Raw genomic sequence first — 17497 nt, 5'->3', positions numbered from 1 at the left:
CGCAACGATTCCATGACCTCCGAACGCTATAACGCCCGCGATTCCGAACCGCGCTGGCAAGCCGCCTGGGACGAAAAGGCGATCTTCGTCTCCCGAAATGACGATTCGCGGCCGAAATACTACGTGCTCGAGATGTTCCCCTACCCGTCCGGGCGCATCCATATCGGCCACGTCCGGAACTATACGCTCGGCGACGTGCTGGCCCGCTTCATGCGCGCCAAGGGTTTCAACGTGCTGCACCCGATGGGCTGGGACGCCTTCGGCCTGCCCGCAGAGAACGCCGCGATCGAGCGCAAGGTCGCGCCGAAAGCCTGGACCTACGACAACATCGCCGCGATGAAGAAGCAGCTCCGCTCGATCGGGCTGTCGCTGGACTGGAGCCGCGAGATCGCGACCTGCGATCCCTCCTACTACAAGCATCAGCAGAAGATGTTTCTGGACTTCCTGCGCGAAGGCCTCGCCGAGCGCGAGAAGCGCAAGGTGAACTGGGACCCCGTCGACATGACCGTGCTCGCGAACGAGCAGGTCATCGACGGCCGCGGCTGGCGTTCGGGTGCCGTTGTCGAACAACGGGAAATGAACCAGTGGGTCTTCAAGATCACGAAGTATTCGCAGGAGCTGCTGTCAGCCCTGGATACGCTGGACCGTTGGCCTGACAAGGTTCGGCTGATGCAGCGCAACTGGATCGGCCGCTCGGAAGGCCTCTTGATCCGCTTCGCGCTGGATCAGGCAACGACGCCTGCCGGCGAGAGCGAGCTGAAGATTTTCACGACGCGCCCGGACACGCTGTTCGGCGCAAAGTTCATGGCGATCTCGGCCGATCATCCGCTGGCGATCGCGGCTGCCGCCAAGAACCCCAAGCTTGCGGAGTTCATCGCCGAGATCAAGAAGATCGGCACCGCGCAGGAGATCATCGACACCGCGGAGAAGCAGGGCTTCGATACCGGCATCCGCGCGGTGCATCCGTTCGATCCCTCCTGGAAGCTGCCGGTCTATGTCGCGAACTTCGTGCTGATGGAATACGGCACCGGCGCGATCTTCGGCTGCCCGGGACACGACCAGCGCGACCTCGACTTCGTCAACAAGTACAATCTCGGCGTCACGCCGGTGGTGTGCCCCGAAGGCCAGGATCCGAAGACGTTCGTCATCACGGACACCGCCTATGACGGTGACGGCCGCATGATCAATTCGCGTTTCCTCGATGGCATGACCATCGAGGCGGCGAAGGAAGAGATCGCAAAACGCCTGGAAAACGAGATGCGCGGCAACGCGCCGGTCGGCGAGCGCCAGGTGAATTTCCGCCTGCGCGATTGGGGCATCTCGCGCCAGCGCTATTGGGGCTGCCCGATTCCCATCATCCACTGCCCCAAATGCGACGTCGTTCCGGTGCCGGATGCAGACCTGCCGGTGAAGCTGCCGGACGATGCGACCTTCGACAGGCCGGGCAACGCGCTCGACCATCATCCGACCTGGAAGCACGTCAATTGCCCGAAATGCGGCGGCAAGGCGAGCCGCGAAACCGACACCATGGACACCTTCGTGGATTCGTCCTGGTACTTTGCGCGCTTCACCGATCCCTGGAACGAGGCCTCACCGACGACGCCTGCGGTGGCGAACCGGATGCTGCCGGTCGACCAGTATATCGGCGGCGTCGAGCACGCGATCCTGCATCTGCTCTACAGCCGCTTCTTCACCCGCGCGATGAAGGCGACCGGCCACATCGCGCTGGATGAGCCGTTCGCAGGCATGTTCACGCAAGGCATGGTGGTGCACGAGACCTACCAGAGGGCCGACGGCAGCTATGTGCAGCCGGGCGAGGTGAAGATCGAGGTCGGCGGCAACGGCCGCCGTGCGACTCTGCTGACGTCAGGCGAAGACATCACGATCGGTCCGATCGAGAAGATGTCGAAGTCGAAGAAGAACACCGTCGACCCCGACGACATCATCGAGACCTACGGCGCTGACGTTGCACGCTGGTTCATGCTGTCGGACTCCCCGCCCGATCGCGACGTGATCTGGAGTGACGAGCGCGTGCAGGGCGCCTCGCGCTTCGTGCAGCGGCTGTGGCGGCTCGTGAATGAATCGGCCGAGGCCTCCAAGGCCGCGCCGGCGGCCCGGCCTTTGAGCTTTGGCGCCGATGCGCTCGCCCTGCGCAAGGCGGCCCATGGCGCGCTGGACAAGGTCACGGTCGGAATCGAGCGGCTGCACTTCAACGTCTGCCTCGCCCATATCCGCGAATTCGCCAATAGCCTGTCAGAGACGCTGCAGCGCCCCGGTCAACCATCCGCCGACCTCGGTTGGGCGATCCGGGAGGCCGGGACCATCCTGGTCCAGCTTTTCTCCCCGATGATGCCGCATCTGGCCGAGGAGTGCTGGCGGGTAGCGGGCCAGACCGGCTTCGTTTCGGAGGCACAATGGCCGCAAATCGAACGCGATTTGCTGGTTGAAGACACCGTGACCCTGGTGGTCCAGGTCAACGGCAGGAAGCGGGGTGAGGTCACGGTTGCAACAGTGGCCCAGAATCCGGAAATCGAGGCTGCCGTTTTGGCCCTCGATGCGGTAAAACTGGCCCTGGATGGCAAGCCCGTCCGCAAGGTGATCATCGTCCCCAAGAGGATCGTGAATGTTGTCGGCTAGGTTCCGCATCGCAGCCCGCCTGCTGGTGGTTGCCGCCCTCGCGGCAATGACGGCCGGCTGCTTCCAGCCGATGTATGCCGAGCATACCGATGGCACCCCGGGATTGCGGGACAAGTTGATGGGGGTGGAAATCCCCCCCGTCGACAAGGCCAATGCCTCGCGCGAGGCCAGGGTCGGGGTGGAGATCCGCAACGCCCTCGCCTTCAAGCTTTACGGAACGGCGACCGGCGCGCCGCCGACACACCGTCTGGTGCTGCGGTTCTCGACAAGCCGGTCCTCGCTGATCGTCAGTGCTGCGACGGGCCTTCCGACGAGCGAGAATTACGGCATCGACGTTCAGTATAATCTGATCGACAACGCGACCAACCAGTCGGTGATGACCGGCACCACGTTCTCGCGCGTGTCCTACGATATTCCTGGCTCCTACCAGCGCTTTGCGCGTCAGCGCGCCGTTCGCGATGCGGAAGACCGCGCCGCCAACGAGGTCGCCGAGAACATCTCGACCCGCCTCGCCGCGTTCTTCACCGCCGGCACATAACCGCTTCCGTCATTCCGGAGCGCGCCAAGCGTGAACCCGGAATCTCGATCCACAATCTCTGACTTCCGGGTTCGCCTCTGACGAGGCGCCCCGGAATGATGTTGTCGAGGCGAAATGGTCGCGCTGCGCGGAAAAGAGATCGACGCCTTCCTCGCCCGTCCCGATGCGGGCCGCCCCATCATTTTGCTATACGGCCCCGATGCCGGGCTGGTGCGCGAGCGCGCCGACGCGTTGATTGCGTCCGCCGTCGATGATCCCAACGACCCCTTCTCTCTCGTCAAGCTCGACGGCGATGAGCTCTCGGCCGAACCCTCGCGCCTCGTCGACGAAGCCATGACCGTGCCGCTGTTCGGCGGCCGCCGCGCCATCCGCGTGCGCGCCGGCTCGCGCAGTTTTGCCAGCGGCGTCGACACGCTGGCCGAGATGAGCGTGAAGGACTGCCGCATCGTGATCGAGGCCGGCGAGCTTCGCCCCGAATCGCCGCTGCGCAAGGCCTGCGAGCGCGCCAAGACGGCGGTCGCGATCGGCTGCTATCCCGACACCGAGCGCGATCTCGCCAAGCTGATGGACGACGAGCTGCGCGTTGCGAACTTGCGCATCGCGCAGGACGCGCGCGCCGCGCTGATGTCGTTCCTCGGCGGTGATCGCCAGGCCTCGCGCAACGAGTTGCGCAAGCTGACGCTCTATGCTCACGGCAAGGGCGAGATCACACTCGACGACGTGATGGCCGTCGTTGCGGACGCCTCCGAGCTGAAGCTCGATCCGATCGTCGACGGCGCCTTCGCCGGACGCCCCGACATCGTCGAAAGCGAGTTCGCCAAGGCGATGATCGCCGGCACCTATCCCGGCATGATCATCTCGGCCGCTCAGCGCCAGGCGGCGTGGCTGCACAAATCCGCGCTCGCCATCGCCGACGGCGCGCCGGCCTCCGCCGTGCTGGAAGGCGGCTATCCGCGGCTGCATTTTTCACGAAAGGGCGCGGTCGAAACGGCGCTGCGCAATTTCACCGTGGCGCGGCTCGCCGGCGTCATCGAGCAGCTCGCAACCGCCGCGCTCGATACCCGCAAGCAGCCGGCGCTTGCCGCAGCGATCGCCCAGCGCACGCTGATGGCGATTGCAGCGAACGCGAAGCGGCGGGCTTGAGCCCCGGCTCTCTCCACACGTCATTGCGAGCGCAGCGAAGCAATCCAGAGTCCCTCCGCGGAAGAATTCTGGATTGCTTCGTCGCAAGTGCTGCTCGCAACGACGATAGTGAGAGGTGCGCCAATATCTCCCAACGTCGCCCTGGCGAAAGCCAGGACCCATTACCCCAGGGAGGTCTTTGGCGAAGACTGGTCGTTCGGGATTCGCAGCGCACGCGATGAATAGATCACACGGTATGGGTCCCGGCTTTCGCCAGGGCGACACCGAGGACTACAGCGCGCCCTTCGCCAGGCGCCGCATCACCTCGTCGAGCTGATCGAGGTTACGGTAGTTGATCTGGACGGAGCCGCCGGGATCGCGGTGGTTGACGGTGACCTTGAGGCCGAGCGCATCGCTGACGCGCTTTTCCAGGTCGATCGTGTCGGGATCTTTTTCCTTGCCCCCGGTTGTGCGCGCCTTCTGCGGCTTGCGCTCCGGCACGCCCTCCTCGTGCGCGAGCGCTTCGGCCTGACGCACGTTGAGGCCTTCCTCGACGATGCGCCTTGCAGCCGCGAGCGGATCGGGCACGCCGATCAGCGCGCGCGCGTGACCCGCCGTCAACTGTCCGCTCGCGATGAAGGCCTGCACCTCGGCCGGCAGCTTCGTCAGCCGCATCATGTTGGCGACGTGGCTGCGGCTCTTGCCGACGACTTTTGCGATGTCTTCCTGGCTGCGCTTATATTCGTTGGCGAGCGCGTGATAGCCCTGCGCCTCCTCCATCGGGTTGAGGTCTTCGCGCTGCACGTTCTCGATGATCGCGAATTCCAGCGCGTCGCTGTCGCTGATGTCGACGGGAACGATCGGCACCTCGTGCAGGCCAGCGAGCTGCGAGGCACGCCAGCGTCGCTCGCCGGCGATGATCTCGTAGCGGTCTTGCGCTCCCTTCACCGGACGCACCACGATCGGCTGGATCACGCCGTGCTGCTTGATGGAATCAGAGAGCTCCTTGAGCTCGACTTCCGAGAAGGTGCGGCGCGGGTTGCGCGGATTGGGCTTGATGAATTCGATCGGCACCTTGCGCTGCGCGCGCGGCCGCTCGACATGGGCGGCCTCGCCGCCGACGTCACCGATCAGACTCGCAAGACCCCGGCCCAGTCGCGAACGCGCTTCGTCGGCCATCGCCAGCTCCCTTGGATTCACTTGGCAGTACTCCAGAACTGAATTTCAGATTCTCGATCGTAGGGTGGGCAAAGGCGAGGCTTCGCGCCGTGCCCACCATCTTTTCAATCGAACGATTTTGGTGGGCATGCTTCGCTTTGCCCACCCTACGGCAGCTAATGCGTGGTGCGCAGCTCGCGCTCGCGCTGGATCACTTCGGTGGCGAGCCGCAGGTAGGCTTCGCTGCCGACACATTTGAGATCATAGACCAGCACCGGCTTGCCGTAGGACGGCGCCTCGGAGATGCGCACGTTGCGCGGGATCATGGTCTTGTAGACCTTCTCGCCCATGAACTGGCGGACGTCGGCGACGACCTGGTTCGACAAATTGTTGCGCGAGTCGAACATGGTCAGCACGATGCCGTGGATCGACAGATTCGGATTGAGCGTCGAGCGCACCTGCTCGACCGTCTGCAGCAATTGCGACAGACCTTCGAGCGCAAAGAACTCGCATTGCAGCGGCACGAGGATCGCATCGGAGGCTGCCATCGCATTCACCGTGAGCAGGTTGAGTGATGGCGGGCAGTCGATCAGCACGTAGGTGTAGTCGGCCTCCGGCGAGACGTTGTTGTTGAGCGCACCGATGGCATCGCGCAGCTTGAACGCGCGGCCAGGCGTGGTGCCGAGCTCAAGCTCGAGGCCGGAGAGGTCCATGGTCGAGGGCGCGATGTGCACCCGCGGCACCGCGGTTGCGACCACCGCTTCGCGCAAGGCAGCTTCACCGACGAGCACGTCATAGGTCGAGCAGGATCGGTTGCGACGATCGATGCCGAGACCGGTCGAGGCGTTGCCCTGCGGATCGAGGTCGACGATGAGAACGCGCTCACCAATCGCTGCGAGTGCCGTGCCAAGATTGATCGCCGTGGTTGTTTTTCCCACGCCGCCCTTCTGATTCGCGAGCGCAAGGATCCGCGGATGGCCTTGCGGCACCGTCTCGGTCTGCTCCTGCTGAGGTTCGTCAATCACGGTCATGCCACTTCCCCACTCGACCCCGTTTCCGGGCCTCACCCACGCCGCTGGATAGTGTCCAGCTCCACGATCCAACCGTCGCCCGTCCGGCTTTGATGGAGCTTAGGCTGAATAGTCCAATATTTAGCGGCTTCGGTCAATTCAGCCTCTACATCTTGACCCTTGAGGAACAGCGCTTTTGCACCGTTGCGCACCAGGGGCTCCGCAAACCCGATGAGTTGATGTAGCGGAGCCAACGCGCGCGCGGTGACGCAATCGACCGGGCCAGTGATTCTATCCACATTATCCCCGATCTCGGCGAGATGTACGAACCCCGGCGAACCCGTGATGCGGATCGCTTCGCGCAGGAAGGCGGCCTTCTTGGCGATTCGCTCGACAAGATGGACGCTGGCGCCCGGCACCTCGGCCATCACGCAGGCCAGCACCACACCGGGAAAACCACCGCCGCTACCGAGATCAGCCCAGCGCTTGGCGGCCGGCGCCAGTGAAACGAGCTGGAGCGAATCGGCGATGTGGCGGGTCCAAAGATGCGGCAAGGTTGAGGGCGCGACCAGATTGGTCTTGGCCTGCCACTCCCGGAGCAGCGCGATGTAGAGATCGAGGCGTGCCTCCGTTTCACGTGAAACCGGAGCGAGCTTGAGGGCCGCAGCCTTGTCCGCGGCGAGCGCTGAGCCCAGCGCTTCCTCGCTCAGCGATGACGCTGGCTTCCGAGCCCCCTCGCCCGCATCAGATTGCCGTAAGGAAGATTTGCCTTTGGCCGGGCCGCGCTGTTTCACGTGAAACGCCTAAGCAATCTTGGAGGTTTTCCGGCGTGCCTCGCGGCGCAAATACGCGGCGAGAATGCCCAGCGCTGCCGGCGTCATGCCGTCGATCCGCCCCGCCTGCCCGACCGTGAACGGCCGCGCCTTCTCCAGCTTCGCCCGCACCTCATTGGAGAGGCCGGGCACGACTTGATAGTCGACATCGGCAAGGACCAGCCCTTCATCCCGCCGGAATGCCTCGACGTCGGCGCTCTGGCGCTCGAGATAGACGTCGTACTTGGCGTCGATCTCGAGATGGGTCGCGATCACGGGGTCAATGGCCGACAGCTCTGGCCATATCCCGCGAACCTGGCCCCAGCCGACATCCGGATAAGCTAGTAGCTCAAAGGCCGACCGGCGCTGGCCATCTCGGTTCAGGGACAGCCCGTGCCGCGCCGCTTCATTCGGCGTCAGCGTCAGGGACTTTGACAGCGTCTTGGCGGCCTCAAGAGCCGCCATCTTGGCGCGATGGTGCGCCGTCCGGGCATTGCCGACACACCCGAGCGCAATACCCTTCTCGGTCAGGCGCTGGTCGGCATTATCAGCCCGCAGCGTCAGCCGATACTCGGCGCGTGAGGTGAACATCCGATAGGGTTCGGAGATGCCCCGGGTAACGAGGTCGTCAATCATCACGCCGAGATAGCCATCAGCCCGGTCGAACACCGTCAACGCCGCCCCGCTGGCGGCCAGGGCCGCATTCAGGCCGGCCACGATGCCTTGAGCCGCGGCCTCCTCATATCCCGTGGTGCCGTTGATCTGTCCGGCCAGGAACAGCCCCTGCACCCGCCTGGTCTGGAGGGTCGGATCGAGCTCCCGGGGATCGACATGGTCGTATTCGATGGCATAGCCCGGCCGAACCATCCTGACCCGCTCCAGGCCCGGGATGCTGGCGAGGATCGCGAGCTGGACCTCCTCCGGCAACGAGGTCGAGATGCCGTTGGGATAGACGGTCGGGTCGTCGAGACCTTCCGGCTCCAGGAAGATCTGGTGGCCGTCCCGATCGCCGAAGCGGACGATCTTGTCCTCGATCGAGGGGCAATAGCGTGGCCCCGTGCTCTTGATCTGGCCGGAGTACATCGGCGAGCGATGGACATTGGCCCGGATCACCTCATGGGTCGCAGCCGTGGTCCGGGTGATGCCGCACTGGATCTGCGGGGTCGTAATTCGCTCGGTCATCACCGAGAACGGCTCCGGTGGATCGTCTCCCGGCTGCATCTCCACGGCGGACCAGTCGATCGTCGTGCCATCGAGGCGCGGCGGCGTGCCGGTCTTGAGCCGGCCCAGTGTGAAGCCGGCCCGCTCGAAAGACTTCGACAGACCCATCGCCGGCGCCTCGCCGACGCGCCCCGCCGGCCAGTTCTTCTCACCGAGATGGATCAGGCCGCGCAGAAAGGTGCCCGTGGTGACCACGATGGCCCCTACCCGGATGGTCCGGCCATCAGCCAGACGGAGCCCGGTGACGCGACCGCCCGAGACGATCAGCTCATCCGCCTCGCCTTCGATCACGCCAAGACCATCGGTCTGTTGGATCGCGGCCTGCATCGCGGCCGCATAGAGCTTGCGATCGGCCTGGGTCCGGGGACCGCGGACCGCCGGACCCTTGCGGCGATTGAGCATCCGGAACTGAATGCCGCCAGCATCCGCCACCCGGCCCATCAGGCCGTCGAGCGCATCGACTTCGCGGACCAGATGGCCCTTGCCGAGCCCCCCGATGGCGGGGTTGCAGGACATCGCGCCGATGGTCGAGAAACGGTGCGTTACCAGAGCAGTCGTCGCGCCCATCCGTGCAGAAGCAGCAGCGGCTTCACAGCCGGCATGACCGCCGCCAATGACGATGACGTCGAAAGTCTCTCGCTCTGTACGCATGGGCGGACTTCTAGCTCAGGGACGGAGAAGCCGGAAGTGGAAACTGGGTGAGACGGTTGTTTCACGTGAAACAGCCGTGCCCCGCCGGAGTCATTTCGCCGAAAACAACCCCATGCAAAGTAGGAGGCAAGCACCAGCGCTTGTTTCACGTGAAACAAGCTGGTCCGTTCAGTGGGGAAAGGTGTGGCGGCAAGGACCATCATGGCGAGCGCAGCGAAGTAGTGACGAGATTGGGGCGCAGCTCAACTCTCGACCGCATTGCTCGCGGCCCGCCTGGAAACGGCGACCAGAGCCGAAAGCTCTGTTTCACGTGAAACACAAGAACTGGAACAAGCGCTAGTTCTAGAATGAAGAACTAGCGCTACTTTCCGATGCAGAATTTCTGGAAGATGGCACCCAGGACGTCCTCGACGTCGACCCGACCCAAGAGCCGGCCGAGCGCGTAAGCAGCGGCGCGAAGCTCCTCCGCGGCCAGCTCCTCGCCTTCGCCGAGAAGACCGAGGCTCCGCTCCAGCGAGCTGGCGGCCTGGCTCAACAGCTCGCGCTGCCGGACGCGTGTGACCAGCGCACCCTCACTGGTCCCGAAGAATTCGGCAGCGAATTCCACCAGCGCGGTGATCAGCTCCGGCAGCCCGTCGCCGCGCCGCCCCGAGATCGCAAACATTCGGGCACGCGGGTCAGGCCCCATAACCTTGTTCGCCTCCGACCTCAAGGCGTCCCTCGCAGTCTCGCCGAGATCGATCTTGTTGCGCACAGTCCAGACCGGCGCGGGCCCGGCCGGCCGGCCCTCCTCGCCGCGATCGGCATCCGCCAGCCACAGCACGAGATCGGCGTCCGCCGCGCGGGCGCGGGCGCGACGCACGCCTTCCTGCTCGACGGGATCGTCGGTCTCGCGAATGCCGGCGGTGTCGATGACGGTCACGGGATAGCCATCGAGATCGAGCTGAACCTCGATCACGTCGCGCGTGGTGCCGGCGTGCGGCGAGACGATCGCGACCTCGCGCCGCGCGAGCTGATTGATCAGCGTCGACTTGCCGACGTTCGGCGGGCCGGCGATCGCGACGACGAGGCCTTCGCGCAGACGTTCGGCTTTGCCCTGCGCTGCAAGGACTTTTGCGATCTCGTCATGCAGCGCCTTGATGTTCGCGCGCGCTGGCGCCAGCAATTCCGCCGATACGTCGCCTTCATCGGAGAAGTCGATGCCGGCCTCGATCAGCGCTGACGCCTCGATGATTCGCTCGCGCCAGTCGCGCGCCCGCTCGCCGAGCAATCCCTGCAATTGCCGCAGCGCCTGGCGACGTTGCCGGTCGGTGTCGGCGTGGATGAGATCGTCGAGTCCCTCGGCCTCGGTGAGATCGAGTTTGCCGTTCTCGAAGGCGCGGCGGGTGAACTCGCCAGGATCGGCTATCCGTAAGTTCTGAATAGCAGAAATTTCTGCGAACAGCGCCGAGAGCACCGCGCGTCCGCCATGGACGTGAAATTCGGCAACGTCCTCGCCGGTCGCGCTCGCGGGCCCAGGAAACCAGAGCACCACGGCATCGTCGACCGCCTCGCCGTTCGCGTCCCGCAGCAGCACCCGGTGTGCAACCCGCGGCTTTGGCAGTTCGCCCACCAGTCGCATCAGGACTTGGCTGGCTTCTGCGCCCGAGACGCGGACGATCGCGATCGCGCTTGGCGGTCGGCCCGACGAAAGTGCAAAGATGGTCTGGTCGCGGGGATGCATGGCCTATTTGTCCGCGTACCCGCCAAAACGCAAATCTCGTTTTGGGGCTCTCTCCGCGAGCCCGCTAGGCGTTCCTTGCGTGGCAAGTACCGGATATTGCGATGCAATATAACGCCCAGCATTTTTTGCTGCACATTTTCTGCTACCAACCACTCGCCGGCGATCACGCAGGAACAATAACCTAGCAATCTCAGTAATTTAAATAGACTTCGATCGCGCGCATCCTGATTCACATTTTGCTGCGGTATCCCGCAGCATTGCTGCAACATAAACGCAAAAGGGCGCCTGAAAGGCGCCCTCCCGCGAAAACTGCTGCAACCCGGCTCAAGTATTCATCGAATCGAAGAACTCGGCGTTGCTCTTGGTCGAACGCAGCTTGTCGAGAAGGAAGTCGATCGCGTCCATCGTGCCCATCGGGTTGAGGATGCGGCGGAGCACGTACATCTTCTTGAGCACCTGCGGATCGGTGATGAGCTCCTCCTTGCGGGTGCCGGAGCGCGAGATGTCGATCGCCGGGAAAGTACGCTTGTCCGAGACCTTGCGATCGAGGATCAGCTCCGAGTTACCGGTGCCCTTGAACTCTTCGAAGATGACTTCGTCCATGCGGCTGCCGGTATCGACCAGCGCGGTCGCGATGATGGTCAGCGAGCCGCCCTCCTCGATGTTGCGCGCGGCGCCGAAGAAGCGCTTCGGACGCTGCAGCGCATTGGCGTCGACGCCGCCGGTCAGCACCTTGCCGGATGACGGCACCACGGTGTTGTAGGCGCGACCCAGGCGCGTGATCGAATCGAGCAAGATGACGACGTCGCGGCCATGCTCGACCAGGCGCTTTGCTTTTTCGATCACCATCTCGGCGACCTGCACGTGACGCACCGCCGGTTCGTCGAAGGTCGAGGACACGACCTCGCCCTTCACCGAGCGCTGCATGTCCGTGACTTCCTCCGGACGCTCGTCGATCAGCAGCACGATCAGATAGCAATCGGGGTGGTTGGCCGTAATCGAATGCGCGATGTTCTGCATCAGCACGGTTTTACCCGTGCGCGGCGGCGCCACGATCAGAGCGCGCTGGCCCTTGCCGATCGGCGCGACGATATCGATCACGCGCGCAGAGAGATCCTTGCGCGTCGGATCGTCGATTTCCATGCGAAAACGCTGGTTGGGAAACAGCGGCGTGAGGTTGTCGAAATTGACCTTGTGCTTGGCCTTTTCCGGGTCCTCGAAATTCAGCGTGTTGACCTTGAGCAGCGCGAAATAACGCTCGCCCTCTTTCGGGCTGCGAATATGGCCCTCGATGGTGTCGCCGGTGCGCAGGCCGAAGCGGCGGATCTGCGACGGCGAGACGTAGATGTCGTCCGGGCCCGGCAGATAATTCGCATCCGGCGAGCGCAGGAAGCCGAAGCCGTCGGAGAGAACCTCGACGACGCCTTCGCCGACGATGTCGGTCTCAGCGAGCGAAAGCTGCTTGAGGATGGCGAACAACAGCTCCTGCTTGCGCATGGTGCTGGCATTCTCGACCCCATTCTCTTCCGCGAACGAGACGAGCTCGGCCGGGGTTTTGGACTTGAGGTCTTGGAGTTTGATTTCCCGCATTGGGGTGGTCCTGTGGGGTAACCTTGGAAGGGGGGTGCGAGGAGGCTTCGAAAATGCGGACGCGAGCAGGTAAGGTCCGCAGGTCTAGCAAGGTGAGTGCCGGTGGGGCTTCAAACCTGATGCGGCGCCCGGCTTTCGAAGAAGCTCGGACACAACCACATCCGCCTGCGTTGGGTGGGGATAGGGATAATATAGAAAATCGCTTGGCCCTCCGCAAGCCGAAGCACTGAGCGCCGCCCCTCGAACTTTGCCTAGAACGGCTTCACGATCACCATGATCACGATGAAAATCATCAGGACCGTCGGCACCTCATTGATAATACGATAGAATTTCTGTGTCCGTGGACGCCGGTCGGCCGCGAAATCCTTGCAGTAGCGAGAAAAAAAGCCGTGGACCGCGGACAGCGCCAGCACCAGTGCCAGTTTTACGTGCAACCAGGGCGAGGTGAACCAATGGCCGGACCACGCGAGATAGAGCCCGGCGAGCCAGGTCACCATCATCGCGGGGTTGATGATCGCCTTGAGCAGCCGGCGTTCCATCACCTTGAAGGTTTCCGACTGCTTGGAGCCGATCTCGGCCTCGCAGTGATAAACGAACAGCCGCGGCAGATAGAGCATGCCGGCCATCCAGGAGATGACGGCGATCACGTGCAGCGCCTTGATCCAGGGGTAGAGCGCGTCGAGCATTTCCAGCTTCCGAATTTAAGCCCAGCGGCGGGATCGCTGGGGATAGTAAGAACTCGTTAAGTTCTTCCAGCGCACACATATCCGTCCGTAGCGCCCTTCTCAAATCTAGAATCTTAGATTCTTAAGGTTTGAGTCTGAATGACGGTGGATTGGACTCACGCAACGCTGTCAGACGCTTTGCGGGTGCTTGTACACATCCATCAACATATCCGGCGCGCCTTCCGCGAACGCGGATAATCCATCCATCTTCAAAGACTTGTGCGAAATTGTCGGCAGCTTATGAAAAGGCTTGCCGGTGCTGTCCCGCTTCCCCGTCGCCTGGCCCTCGGACTTGTCCTTCCGGGCAGCAATGTGAAGAAACTTGGCCGTTATCCCGCCCGTGGTGTCGCACAACCCTTTCCGAGGGGTTAAGCTCCACAGAAATTCACAAACTGCCCAGCCGTCATCCCAAGCCCTCAAGCGAAGAGTTTTCGTGCCGACCTCCAACAATTATTTCCATCTGCACCTGGTTTCCGACTCCACCGGTGAGACCCTGATCACCGTGGCGCGCGCGGTCGCCGCTCAATACGCCAACGTCACGCCGGTTGAGCATGTCTATCCGCTGGTACGCAGCCAGAAGCAGCTCGATCGCGTGCTCGACGAGATCGAAGAAGCGCCGGGGATTGTCCTGTTCACGCTGCTGGAGAAGGATCTGGTCTCCCGGCTCGAGGACAAGTGCAAGGAGATCAACGTTCCGAGCCTGTCGATCATCGGTCCGGTGATGCAGCTATTCGAGGCCTATCTCGGCGCGGCCACGACGGGCCGTGTCGGCGCCCAGCACGTGCTCAATGCGGAATATTTCAAGCGCATCGACGCCCTGAATTACACGATGATGCATGACGACGGTCAGCACGTCGACGGCCTGGAAGAGGCCGACGTCGTCCTCGTCGGCGTGTCGCGGACCTCGAAGACGCCGACCTCGATCTATCTCGCCAATCGCGGCATCCGCACCGCCAACGTGCCGCTGGTGCCGGGCATTCCCGTGCCGGCGCAGTTGGAGACGTTGACGCGGCCATTGGTGGTGAGCCTGCACGCGACGCCGGAGCGGCTGATCCAGGTCCGCCAGAACCGGCTTTTGACGATGGGCGCCGATACCAGCAGCGACACCTATATCGACAAACAGGCGGTGGCGGACGAGGTCGCCTTCGCCCGAAAGCTCAGCGCCAAGCACAATTGGCCTCTGCTCGAGGTGACGCGCCGCTCGATCGAGGAAACTGCGGCTGCGATCATGAAGCTCTATACCGACCGGCAACGCAACCGTCCCTCGAACTAGGCCGTCCATGTCACTCTGGCGCAGCAAAGCCCCGTTGATCCTGGCCTCGCAAAGCCAGGCGCGAAAATTGCTGCTGGCGAATGCGGGCCTCGCTTTCGAAGCAAGACCCGCCGATATCGATGAGCGCGGCGTGCAGGAAGCCTCGAAGCTATCCGGCCCGCGCGAGATCGCTCTGCTGCTGGCATGTGAAAAGGCGAAGGCAGTATCTGCTCAATCTCCCGGTTGTTACGTTATCGGCGCCGACCAGACCCTGGCGCTCGGCGAGCTTCTGTTCACAAAACCGTCCGGCCGGGCTCAGGCGATGGCGCAACTGCGCGATCTCGCCGGCCGCACACATGAGCTGCACTCCGCGGTCGCCGTGGCGCGCGACGGCACTGTGCTGTTCGAGGATGTTTCAGTCGCTCGCATGACCATGCGTCAAATGACCGAGGCCGATCTTTCCGCCTATCTCGATGCCGCCGGAGATGCCGTCACCACCAGCGTCGGCGCCTACCAGCTCGAAAGCCTCGGAGTTCATTTGTTCGAGAAGATCGAGGGTGATCATTTCACCATCCTCGGCCTGCCGCTGTTGCCGCTGCTTGCGTTCCTGCGGCACGAGAGCCTAGTTGCTGTTTGAATCGACAAATGGCTACGACCTGATGCTGATCCTCGGACTGACCGGCTCGATCGGAATGGGCAAATCCACCACCGCGAAATTGTTCGCGGAGGCTGGTGTTCCCGTCTACGACGCCGACGCCGCCGTCCATCAGCTCTATGAGGGCGAGGCGGCTCCCGCGATCGAAGCCGCCTTTCCCGGCACCACAGCGAATGGCAAGGTCGATCGCGCAAAGCTGTCGGCGCGCGTGGTCGGCGACGCCGCGGCCATGAAGCAGCTCGAGCAGATCGTCCATCCGATGCTCGGCGCCTCGCGCGCGCGATTTTTCGCGGATGCCGAGGCCAGGAAGGCGGCCGTCGTGGTGCTGGACATTCCGTTGCTGTTCGAGACCGGCGGCGAGAAGCGCGTCGATGCGGTCGTAGTGGTGACGACGTCGCCGGCACTCCAGCGCGAGCGTGTGCTGGCGCGCGGCACCATGGATGCCGAAAAGCTCGACGCCATCATCGCCAAGCAGACGCCCGATGCCGAGAAGCGCAAGCGGGCCGATTTCGTGGTGGATACCTCGCATGGGCTTGATCCCGTGCGCGCGCAGATCAAGCATATCCTGGCCGAGGTCGTTAAGATGCCGCAGCGGCGAAGCTGATTCGCTCAACCACCGGCATCCCCGAAACCATGCGCGAAATCGTTCTCGACACTGAAACCACCGGCCTTGATCCCCTGCGCGGCGACCGCCTGGTCGAGATCGGCTGCGTCGAGATCTTCAATCGCATGCCGACGGGCCAGACCTTTCACCGCTACATCAATCCCGAACGGGACATGCCAGCGGAAGCCTTTGCGGTGCACGGGCTGTCGGGCGAGTTTCTCGCGACCAAGCCGCTGTTTCACGAGGTCGTCGACGAGTTCCTGGAATTCATCGGCGACGCACCGCTGGTGATCCACAATGCCTCGTTCGACATCAGCTTCATCAATGCCGAGCTCGACCGCATCAAGCGCGCCGCGATCCCGCGCGAGCGGCTGGTCGATACGCTCTTGCTGGCGCGGCGCAAGCATCCCGGCGTGTCCAACCGGCTCGACGATCTCTGCTCGCGTTACGCGATCGACAATTCCCACCGCACCAAGCACGGCGCATTGCTGGACTCCGAATTGCTCGCGGAAGTCTATGTCGATTTGATCGGTGCCCGGCAATCGCAGCTCATCCTGGCCTCAGAGTCCGAGGAGATTCGTGTCGGGACGGGTGGGGACATGCCGCGGCGGCAGCGGCCGACGCCGCTGACCCCGCGCGTCAGCGAGGCCGAGCGCGACGCCCATCGGGCCTTCATTGCGACGATGGGTGAAAAGGCGATCTGGAACGAGTATCTCGCTCAGCCGGCGGCAGGTCCGACTTAACTCGACCAGACCGTGATGAGGTGAGGTCTGGTTGCTAGTCGCGGCGGAAGTGCGCTCCCTCTCCCGCTTGCGGGGGAGGACCGGGGTGGGGGTGCTTCCGCAATCGACACTCCCGATGTGGAGAGAGCCCACACCCGCCGAGGCTTTACCTCGGCGTCTCTTAAAAGAACGGTCGCCGAAGGCGGGCCTGTGCCTCCCCCGCAAGCGGGAGAGGTTGCATCGAGCCCGTGGCCAGTCGTGCTAACCAAGAGCCATTATTTATTAGATATTAGAGCCAGCCTCAGCTCGGCTTGACCTGGCCCTGAGCGGCCATTTGCCGCTCCATGTTCTGCCGGTAGAGGCCGACAAAATCGACCGGATCCAGCATCAGCGGCGGGAACCCGCCGTCGCGCACGGCGGTGGCGATGATTTCGCGCGCGAACGGGAACAAGAGCCGTGGGCATTCGATCATGACCAGCGGGTGCAGGTTTTCCTGCGGCACGTTGACGATGCGGAACACGCCGGCATAGGCGAGCTCGAACGAGAACATCACCTTGCCCGCAGTCTCGGCCTTGCCCTCGACCGACAAGACGACCTCGTACTCGTGTTCCGAGAGATTGTTGGCGTTGACGTTGATCTGGATGTTGATCTGGGGCTGCTGGCTCTGCGGCTGAAGCGAGGCCGGGGCGTTCGGATTCTCGAACGACAGATCCTTGGTATATTGCGCCAGCACGTTGAGCTGGGGAGCCTGGCCTGCCTCGGGGGTGCCGTTTCCGTTGGTCATGAAAATGTCTCCTTACCCGAATGGGCCTGTTATCGCGGCCGGTTGGCTAACATAGGCCCGCCTCGTTCCACAAGGACGAACGACCCCGGATTCGGCCTCCTTGCAGCGTCGAAAAGGGTGGCCCCTTACCCGCTCCACCCCGGCGAGGCACATCTTAAACGATTGAAGATGCGCGATTTCCAGGCAGGATCCGATTTCCCCTCAAGGATAAAACGCGCTACAATTCGCGCTGTGCCAAAAGGCGCCATTGGCCAGGCTAGATTTCGTGCCTACATCGCCTAAGGCATGATCCG

Annotated in this window: 16 protein-coding genes; 7 read left to right on the top strand and 9 right to left on the bottom strand. The window is 63.3% G+C overall.

The annotated features are described in order from the left end of the window. The first annotated feature begins 12 nt into the window (after positions 1–12). From leuS to holA, 3 genes are all read left to right on the top strand, one after another. The gene (gene leuS, locus ACV1FX_RS31690; RefSeq protein ID WP_473121469.1) at positions 13–2637 is read left to right on the top strand and encodes a leucine--tRNA ligase; all 2625 of its coding nucleotides are present in this window, start codon (positions 13–15) and stop codon (positions 2635–2637) included. After that, positions 2624–3175, top strand: a complete 552-nt coding sequence (locus ACV1FX_RS31685) for an LPS assembly lipoprotein LptE (protein ID WP_473121468.1) — start codon at positions 2624–2626, stop codon at positions 3173–3175. Before leuS ends, ACV1FX_RS31685 begins: the two co-directional genes overlap by 14 nt. 114 nt (positions 3176–3289) lie before the next feature. Next, positions 3290–4318: a DNA polymerase III subunit delta gene (gene holA, locus ACV1FX_RS31680; protein ID WP_473121467.1), complete on the top strand. Its 1029-nt coding sequence runs from the start codon at positions 3290–3292 to the stop codon at positions 4316–4318. Positions 4319–4588: 270 nt separating this feature from the next. Here holA and ACV1FX_RS31675 read toward each other — a convergent pair whose 3' ends face one another. The 8 genes from ACV1FX_RS31675 to ACV1FX_RS31640 form a co-directional block, all read right to left on the bottom strand. Then, complete coding sequence (locus ACV1FX_RS31675) at positions 4589–5476, bottom strand: ParB/RepB/Spo0J family partition protein (protein ID WP_473121466.1); 888 nt, start codon at positions 5474–5476, stop codon at positions 4589–4591. Between the two features lie 155 nt (positions 5477–5631). Beyond that, the gene (locus ACV1FX_RS31670) at positions 5632–6486 is read right to left on the bottom strand and encodes a ParA family protein (RefSeq protein ID WP_473121465.1); all 855 of its coding nucleotides are present in this window, start codon (positions 6484–6486) and stop codon (positions 5632–5634) included. A gap of 32 nt (positions 6487–6518) precedes the next feature. Beyond that, positions 6519–7175 (bottom strand): 16S rRNA (guanine(527)-N(7))-methyltransferase RsmG, encoded by a 657-nt coding sequence (gene rsmG, locus ACV1FX_RS31665; protein ID WP_473121511.1) that lies wholly within the window; start codon positions 7173–7175, stop codon positions 6519–6521. A 93-nt stretch (positions 7176–7268) separates the two neighbouring features. Next, on the bottom strand, positions 7269–9149 hold the full coding sequence (gene mnmG, locus ACV1FX_RS31660; protein ID WP_473121464.1) for a tRNA uridine-5-carboxymethylaminomethyl(34) synthesis enzyme MnmG: 1881 nt from the start codon (positions 9147–9149) through the stop codon (positions 7269–7271). Positions 9150–9510: 361 nt separating this feature from the next. After that, positions 9511–10872, bottom strand: coding sequence for a tRNA uridine-5-carboxymethylaminomethyl(34) synthesis GTPase MnmE (gene mnmE / locus ACV1FX_RS31655; RefSeq protein WP_473121463.1), 1362 nt, complete (start codon positions 10870–10872; stop codon positions 9511–9513). Between the two features lie 324 nt (positions 10873–11196). Then, complete coding sequence (rho, locus tag ACV1FX_RS31650) at positions 11197–12462, bottom strand: transcription termination factor Rho (protein WP_027525104.1); 1266 nt, start codon at positions 12460–12462, stop codon at positions 11197–11199. A 251-nt stretch (positions 12463–12713) separates the two neighbouring features. Continuing rightward, the gene (gene hemJ / locus ACV1FX_RS31645; protein WP_473121462.1) at positions 12714–13148 is read right to left on the bottom strand and encodes a protoporphyrinogen oxidase HemJ; all 435 of its coding nucleotides are present in this window, start codon (positions 13146–13148) and stop codon (positions 12714–12716) included. 168 nt (positions 13149–13316) lie between these two features. Further along, positions 13317–13634, bottom strand: a complete 318-nt coding sequence (locus tag ACV1FX_RS31640) for a hypothetical protein (protein WP_473121461.1) — start codon at positions 13632–13634, stop codon at positions 13317–13319. On the opposite strand from ACV1FX_RS31640, the gene ACV1FX_RS31635 reads away from it, so the two are divergent. The 4 genes from ACV1FX_RS31635 to dnaQ are packed head-to-tail and all read left to right on the top strand — an operon-like array spanning position 13621 to position 16441. Then, a complete protein-coding gene (locus ACV1FX_RS31635) occupies positions 13621–14460 on the top strand; it encodes a pyruvate, water dikinase regulatory protein (protein ID WP_473121460.1) in 840 nt (279 codons plus the stop codon). The two genes, ACV1FX_RS31640 and ACV1FX_RS31635, sit on opposite strands and share 14 nt — an antisense overlap. A 7-nt stretch (positions 14461–14467) precedes the next feature. After that, a complete protein-coding gene (locus tag ACV1FX_RS31630) occupies positions 14468–15076 on the top strand; it encodes a Maf family protein (protein ID WP_473121459.1) in 609 nt (202 codons plus the stop codon). A gap of 22 nt (positions 15077–15098) precedes the next feature. Further along, positions 15099–15698, top strand: coding sequence for a dephospho-CoA kinase (gene coaE, locus ACV1FX_RS31625; RefSeq protein WP_473121510.1), 600 nt, complete (start codon positions 15099–15101; stop codon positions 15696–15698). A 29-nt stretch (positions 15699–15727) separates the two neighbouring features. After that, positions 15728–16441, top strand: a complete 714-nt coding sequence (gene dnaQ, locus ACV1FX_RS31620) for a DNA polymerase III subunit epsilon (RefSeq protein ID WP_473121458.1) — start codon at positions 15728–15730, stop codon at positions 16439–16441. A 280-nt stretch (positions 16442–16721) separates the two neighbouring features. Here dnaQ and secB read toward each other — a convergent pair whose 3' ends face one another. Further along, positions 16722–17204 (bottom strand): protein-export chaperone SecB, encoded by a 483-nt coding sequence (secB, locus tag ACV1FX_RS31615; protein WP_449380321.1) that lies wholly within the window; start codon positions 17202–17204, stop codon positions 16722–16724. Between the last annotated feature and the right edge of the window lie 293 nt (positions 17205–17497).

The sequence above is a fragment of the Bradyrhizobium ingae genome (assembly GCF_055791185.1).
This window is presented reverse-complemented; position numbering and strand designations above follow the sequence as displayed.